The following is a 7,152-nucleotide window of genomic DNA, read 5'->3' on the forward strand; positions in this document are numbered from 1 at the left end:
TTATAAACCATTAAAGACTCATCGCTAAAGCTTTTTGGAACCCCCGGTCTAACCGGGGGTTTTCTATAGACAAAAAAGCGTGGAGCCGAAGCTCCACGCCTTTTAATTTCCCTATTTCCTGTCTCCGAAGAGGCGGAGGAGGTAAATGAAGATGTTAATGAAATCCAGGTACAGGGTGAGGGCGCCCATGATGGCTATCTTCTGTCCTTCGTCGGTGGCCCGGGAATGATAGGTGAGGGCCAGGCGTTTGATGGACTGGGTGTCATAAATGGTGAGGCCCGTGAAAATCAGGATGCCGGCGTAGGAAATAAGCATCTGCAGCAGGGTGCTGTCGAAGAAGAAACCCACGACCGTGGCCAGGATGATGCCGAAAAGTCCCATGAGGCACATATTTCCCAGCTTCGACAAATCCGCCTTCGTCACATAGCCGTACACCGACATGATGCCGAAGGTGCCGGCGGTCATGAAGAACACGCCGCCGATGGAAGAAAGGGTGTAGGTCAAAAATACCGCCGACAGGGTAATGCCATTCAGCACGGAATACACCAGAAACATGGCTGCCGCCGTTTTCAGGGACATTTTCCCCATGGCAGAGGACAGGCGCCATACCAGGGCAAAGGTGGCCACGATGAGCACCAGGGTGCCGGTGCGGCTTCCCATGAAAAACCCCCGGAGCAGGGCGTTATCCGCCACGAACCATGCGCTGAATCCCGTCACCACCAGGGCGATGGCCATCCAGGCATACACATCCTTCATGAGACCGGGCATATTGATGGAAATACTTTTCTCCCGTTCCGCTGTCAATTCGTCATACATAGAAAGACTCCTTTCTGAATGAAATATCTTATATCTATTTGAGAAAAGAAGCGGCCTTCCCAACGAATGCCGCCCTTTTATGGTCTTTTATATTTATATTGTAACACAACCTGTACAGTGTCACATCATCTGTACATCCTTATACATGGGAGCTTTCACCCACTGCCCGTGAATATCCACAAGCCCCCAGAGTCCGTGGGATTTCACCGGTGCCAGGCCATGTCGGAAAGGCCGCGCCGCCTCTCCTTCCGGAAGGGTGAAAAGAATCTTTCCTTCCCGGTTCAGGGCATGGATTTTCTTTCCCTCTTCCATCCAGGCCAGCCCCTCTTCCGAATAGGGCTGCATGACGGCGCCGGAGGGAAGCTCACGAATGACGCCGCTTTCTCCGGCAAGCACCGTTTTACCGTCCATTTCATAAAGCACGCGGTCTTCTCCGAGGAACGTAATCCGGTCATACAGGAAATCCATGACCTGCCTGCCGTCCTCCAGGCGGAAAGCACCCATCTTTCCTTTTTCCTTATCCCTCAGGGTCACCAGCCCTTCCTCTTCATAGAGCATGCCGCCGGAAAGGTCATAGCGCCCCGGTGGGATGATATACTCTCCCTTCCGGTTTACGAAGCCCAGAAGGCCGTGGTTCTTCACGAAGGTGCCCCATTCTGTCATGGGATATACCTCATCGGAGCGGCTGTCCACCACGATACGTCCCTGCCGGTCCAGATAGCCCCGCTTCACGCCGTCATAGGAAAGAGGAAGCATTTCATCGCCTCCGCCGCTGCCGCCAAGGCCCCCAAGCACAGCCCCTGCCAGGGTGCCCCAGTTGAAACGGTTCACCTTCCGCCGGTACTCCGCCAGACCATCCTCATAGGGTCCCACGCTGTCAAATTCCGCGGTAAAAAGAAGTTTTCCCGACCCGTCGATGCCGCCCTTCCGTCCGTCGGAAAGCTGCACAAAAGCAATGCCCTCGCTGAAAGGCGCCAGCACCTCCCTATACAGCGGCGCCGTCACCCGATTTCCGCGGTCATCAAGAATACCGTATTTCCCCTTTTCCCTGTAAAAAGAAGGGCCCTCTTCTCTATCCGGAGACGCCACGCGGCCGTCTGCGGTGATATAGGAAATCTTCTTTCCCTTCTTCACCTGAAACAGCCCATTTCCTTCATAGGAAATGGAATCCCAGAAAGCAGGAACGATTTCATGTCCCTCCCGATCCAGGAGCCCCCAGCCCTTTTTATCCCGAAACGCAGCGGTGACACCGTAGTCATAAACATCACTTCCCCCCCTGCGCCGGTGAACATCACCGGGAAGGCCGTTCTTTGCTAGGTAGGGATACAGCAGGCCTCCCGCCGCCGGCGAAGAAGGCAGGTTCACCGATATATCGGAATGGGTGGTCTTTTTTGATGATTTCTCCCTCGTCTCCACCCTGCCTGTCTCGGCGGTGGAAACAGAGCCCTCCCGATGGATATGGGTATAAGAAAAAGCCGGTTCCTCTCCCCGGGCAGGAGAAAATGCAGCCGGCAGAAGCAGGAGGGATGTGATAAGCAGAATCTTTCCGGTTCTGTAGTTCATAGAGCGTCCTTTCTGTTTAAACGAATAATTTCGATATTGTATTTTTATTATACTAAAATTTCCTCCCCCTGTAAACAGTCCCGCCCCTTCCTGTGATACAATAAAGAAAAGGACATCATTCCCAAAGGAGGCAGCCATGGACATTTCAGAAGAAATCACCAAAATGAACCTGTACAAAACCTTCGAACCCTACATCGCCCCGTCGGTGACCATGAAGGAAAGGATGGCGGGAAACATCCGCCTCACCGAAAACGCCCCGGACGACGCCCGCCAGGCCCTTTCCAGATGGAAAGCCATGAAATTAAAGCAGCGTTTGTTCTGATAGGAGGAAACCTATGGATGCCACACTTGACAGCGAAGACATTTCCCTGCTGAACCAGCTTTCCGACAAGCAGAAAGACCAGGCCCTCACCCTCTACACCGCCAGGGAGAAAAAGAAATCCACCGCCTACATCCTGTGGATTCTCTTCGGGGTGTACTACTTCTACCTGGGCCGCCCCTTCAAAAACATCCTCCTCTGGCTCCTCTGCTTCTGCGTCATCGGCGAAATCTGGTGGATTGTGGACCTCTTCCGCCTGTCCGGCATGGTGAAGAGAAAAAACAAGGAAATCCTGCTGGAGTGCATCAAAGAAGCCATGCAGCTCTATCCCGCCCCGCCATCTACGGATACCTATAAATAAAAAAGACACGAAAAAAGCCGCCCGAAGGCGGCCCTTTCCGGTCAATCACGATGTCTAATGGCATTATACCACATACCACATCCCGCCTCCGGCGGGATGTTTTTTAGTGGGCTGGGGATTGGTGGGACAGTGGGGAAGGTTCTTAAGATTGACCGGCCCCTACGGGGCTGAGGGTGGTGGTGGCGGCTGGCGCCGCAATTTATAGTCAGCGTTACGGGATAACCTTCCCGCCCCCATCGTCATTCTGAGCGCCAGCGAAGAATCTCGGTACGCGGCGACATTGACTCTGGCTGGCACACCAGCCCACTAGCTCACTAACACACTAGCCCACCAGCCCACTATCATCACTCATTATTCGACATATGGGTTTTATCGAAAATCAGGAAGCAGATGGAGATAATCATGGCTACCACGGTGGCCAGGCCCATACCTTTGAGCTGCACCGGACCCACCACGATGGTGGCGCCGGAGAGGCCGGAAATCATGGTCACTGCGGTGAGGATCAGATTTCTGGATTTCGTGTAATCCACTTTCTTTTCGATGAGCATACGGATACCGGAAGCGGCGATGAAGCCGAAGAGGAGGATGCATACGCCGCCCATGACGGGAGTGGGGATGGCATGGATGAGAGCGGCGATTTTTCCGATGAAGGAGAAGATAATGGCGAAAATGGCTGCCCCTGCAATGACCCAGGTGCTGTATACGCCGGTCATGGCCATGACGCCCATGTTTTCACCGTAGGTGGTATTCGGCGTGGAACCGACGAAGCCGGAAATGATATTGGACAGGCCGTCCGCAAAAAGGGACCGATGGAGGCCGGGATCCTTAATCAGATTTCTTCCTACAATATCACTGGTCACAAAGAGATGGCCCAGGTGTTCCGCGAAAACCACGAACACCGCCGGCAGAATCATCATAATGGCGGACAGATTGAAATGGGGCGAATAGAAAGTGGGGAATGCCACCCAGGGCATTTCCTCCACATGGTGGAAATCCACCACCCCCATGAACACGGAAAGGATGTAGCCCGCAATGACGCCGATGAGGATGGGGATGATGGAAATGAAACCCCGTCCCAGCACCGTAGCCAGAATAGTCACAACGAGGGTAAACATGGAAATGGTGATGGCCGTAGCAGAAGACATGCCCTGGGGCTCACCGATAAATCCCGACATGGTCATGGCCAGCGGCGCCAGCTCCAGCCCGATGATGGCCACAATGGCACCCATGGCTGCCGGCGGGAACAGCACATCAATCCAGTGCACCCCCGCCTTCTTCACCAGAAAGGCCAGGAAAATGAAGCAGAGCCCGAAGGCAATGAATCCCCCCTGGGCATCGGCATAGGACATGCCCGCCGTGGACGTCACCGCCAGCACCGGCGAAATAAAGGCAAAAGAAGATCCCAGATAAGCCGGCAGCTTCCATTTGCAGATGGCCAGGTACAGCAGCGTGCCGATACCATTCATAAAAAGACAGGTGGCAGGGTCCACATTCAGCAGAAAAGGAACCAGCACCGTGGAGCCGAACATGGCAAACAAATGCTGCAGGCTCAGGGGAATGGTGGGCAGAATCGGAAGCCGTTCCTCCACCTCAATAATGCGTTTACTCATTTTCACTTTCCTCCCGGGAAAAAAGACTCAGAAAAAAGGAAGGCTTCTGAAATTGCAAAAGACCCTCCTTCCTGAATCACTGTAAAATTTTCATCCCTACCATTTTATTCTTTTTGAAATGGAAATGCAAGGGCCGCTGCGGCCCGGGGTTCAGAGGGGGAAGGGGCGCGGCTGCGCCGCGGGTTGTGTAAAAGGGTTGTATTCGCTTCGCTCAGGGGGCGACAGCCGCCTTCGGCGGCTGAGGGTGGTGGTATCGCCATTGGACACACCTCCGGCGTGAGGGTTCAGAGGGTTCAGAAGGTTCAAAGGGTTCAGAGGGGAAGGTATCGCCCTTTGGGCGATAAATTTTATAATTCCGCTTCGCGGAATGGAACCTTTACAACCGCGCCTGCGGCGCGATGGAAATGCACAGCCTCTGCCGAAGGCGGCATATATACTCCCCTCTGAACCAGCCCGGAAGGCGGAGCCATTCCCGGGCAGAACCTGAGCCGTCAAGGGCGTCAGCCCAATGACGGCTTGAACCCGGGCGCCGAAGGCGCCTGAACCCTCTTGCCTCCGGGAATACCGCCCGTCTGACATCTATCTTCTATCGTCTAATTTCTATCTTCTCTCATCTCAGCACATCTTCCAGATACCTTTCTCCGTTCCACCAGAAGATTTTTTCGATTTCTTCTTCCTTGAATCCGCCTTTCTGGAGAGCCTCTGCCAGGCGGCCCATTTCGGAGGCGTCTTTCAGTTCCAGTTTCGGTTCGATGCCGTCGAAGTCGCTGCCCAGAGCCAGCACGTCGATGCCGCCTATGTCGCGGATATGGCGGGCGTGGCGGACGATGTTTGCCAGGGTGGTCACTTCTTCGGTGCCGGTGAAGTGGTTGGCGAAGTTGAGCCCGATGAGGCCGCCTTTGTCACCGAAGAGGCGGATGAGGTCATCCGGCAGGTTCCGCCGGTGCGCCGTCACCGCCCGGGCGTCGGAGTGGGAGGCCATGGGCGGCACTTTGCAGGTCATGAGGATTTCCCTGGTGCCCTCGTCGTTGAGATGGCTGGTGTCCACGATCATGTGCATGACTTCCATGGCTTTAATGATTTCCCAGCCCCTTTTCGTAATGCCCCTGTCTTTTCCTTCCATGCCGTTGGGAAATCCGATTTCATTGGGATAGTTCCAGGTGAGCGTCATGAGGCGGACGCCGTCTTTGTACATGCGCTCCAGCTTCTCCACGCTGCCGCCTGCCGCTTCACCGCCTTCCACGGAAAGGAGGGCGCCGATTTTCCCCTCTTCCTCCGCTTCCCGCAGGTCCTCCCGGCAGCGGATGGGGCAGAGGAAATGGTGCCATGTTTCCAGTTCCCTTCGGAAGGTGGAAAGGAGGTCCTCATACCGCCTCCACACATCCGGCGTCTCCTTCCGGTCCACCCAGAGGGCAAAATCCTGGATGAAGCAGCCCCCTTTTTTCAGCTTTTTCAGGTCGATGTAGAGAGAATTCTCCATGAGGGTCCCCTTCTCCCCATGGTCATGGAGTTCGGTAATGGTGTCACAGTGGAAATCGATGTATTTCATGGTACCCTCCCGCAGAAAATAAAAGACGCCGGCCATGAAGGCCCGCGCCATGCAGACAATATGAAATTTCTCTCTGTATCATACCATTGGAGAAAGGACGGCACAAGAGGGGACGGGGAGTTTCCTGTCCGACGTGGCGGCATGGTGTTTCTTACCGACAGGAAACTGTTTGCGTATAGTTTCCTACTCGGCGTGACACTGTGGCGTTTCTTACCGGCAGGAAACTTTTCGCGTATAGTTTCCTGCTCGGCGTGACACTGTGGTGTTTCTTACCGACAGGAAACTTTTCGCGTATAGTTTCCTACTCGACTTGGCACTGTGGTGTTTCTTACCGACAGGAAACTTCTCGACAGGAGATTTCTCGACTCCGCTTCGCTACGCTCGAAATGACAGAGGGGCGTGGCGGCATGGTGTTTCTTACCGGCAGGAAACTGTTTGCGAAGGGTTTCCTGCTCGACGCGGCTCCACTGTGTTTCTTGCCGGCAGGAAACTGTTTGCGAAGGGTTTCCTACTCGACGTGGCTCCACTGTGTTTCTTGCCGACAGGAAACTGTTTGCGAAGGGTTTCCTGCTCGACGTGGCTCCACTGTGTTTCTTGCCGACAGGAAACTGTTTGCGAAGGGTTTCCTACTCGGCGTGACACTGTGGCGTTTCTTACCGGCAGGAAACTTTTCGCGTATAGTTTCCTACTCGACTTGGCACTGTGGTGTTTCTTACCGACAGGAAACTGTTTGCGAAGGGGTTCCTGCCCGGCGTGGCTCCACTGTGTTTCTTGCCGACAGGAAACTGTTTGCGAAGGGTTTCCTATCCGGCGTGGCTCCATTGTGTTTCTTATCGACAGGAAACTGTTTGCGAAGGGTTTCCTACTCGACTTGGCACTGTGGTGTTTCTTACCGACAGGAAACTTCTCGACAGGAGATTTCTCGACTCCGCTT

General features: G+C 54.3%; 6 protein-coding genes. 2 read left to right on the top strand and 4 right to left on the bottom strand.

The window, feature by feature from the left end; translation table 11 throughout:
- Positions 1-111: 111 nt before the first annotated feature.
- Together QZQ29_RS08255 and QZQ29_RS08260 are read right to left on the bottom strand one after the other, a co-directional pair.
- Positions 112-816, bottom strand: a complete 705-nt coding sequence (locus QZQ29_RS08255) for a Bax inhibitor-1/YccA family protein (RefSeq protein ID WP_296962235.1) — start codon at positions 814-816, stop codon at positions 112-114.
- A gap of 120 nt (positions 817-936) precedes the next feature.
- Positions 937-2,379, bottom strand: a complete 1,443-nt coding sequence (locus QZQ29_RS08260; RefSeq protein WP_296962238.1) for a WG repeat-containing protein — start codon at positions 2,377-2,379, stop codon at positions 937-939.
- Between the two features lie 136 nt (positions 2,380-2,515).
- Here QZQ29_RS08260 and QZQ29_RS08265 point away from each other — a divergent pair, with 136 nt between their 5' ends.
- Together QZQ29_RS08265 and QZQ29_RS08270 are read left to right on the top strand one after the other, a co-directional pair.
- Positions 2,516-2,701 carry a hypothetical protein gene (locus tag QZQ29_RS08265; protein ID WP_296962240.1) on the top strand — a complete coding sequence of 62 codons (186 nt, stop codon included), beginning with the start codon at positions 2,516-2,518 and terminating at the stop codon, positions 2,699-2,701.
- A gap of 13 nt (positions 2,702-2,714) precedes the next feature.
- Entirely contained in the window at positions 2,715-3,059 is a 345-nt protein-coding gene (locus tag QZQ29_RS08270) for a TM2 domain-containing protein (protein ID WP_296962242.1), read from the top strand.
- A 344-nt stretch (positions 3,060-3,403) separates the two neighbouring features.
- Here the strand turns inward: QZQ29_RS08270 and uraA are convergent, their stop codons facing one another.
- Positions 3,404-4,669 (bottom strand): uracil permease, encoded by a 1,266-nt coding sequence (gene uraA / locus QZQ29_RS08275; RefSeq protein ID WP_296962244.1) that lies wholly within the window; start codon positions 4,667-4,669, stop codon positions 3,404-3,406.
- Between the two features lie 610 nt (positions 4,670-5,279).
- Positions 5,280-6,218, bottom strand: coding sequence for a membrane dipeptidase (locus tag QZQ29_RS08280; RefSeq protein WP_296962246.1), 939 nt, complete (start codon positions 6,216-6,218; stop codon positions 5,280-5,282).
- Positions 6,219-7,152 lie beyond the last annotated feature (934 nt).

This window comes from uncultured Dialister sp., assembly GCF_900538805.1.
Lineage (GTDB): Bacteria > Bacillota > Negativicutes > Veillonellales > Dialisteraceae > Dialister.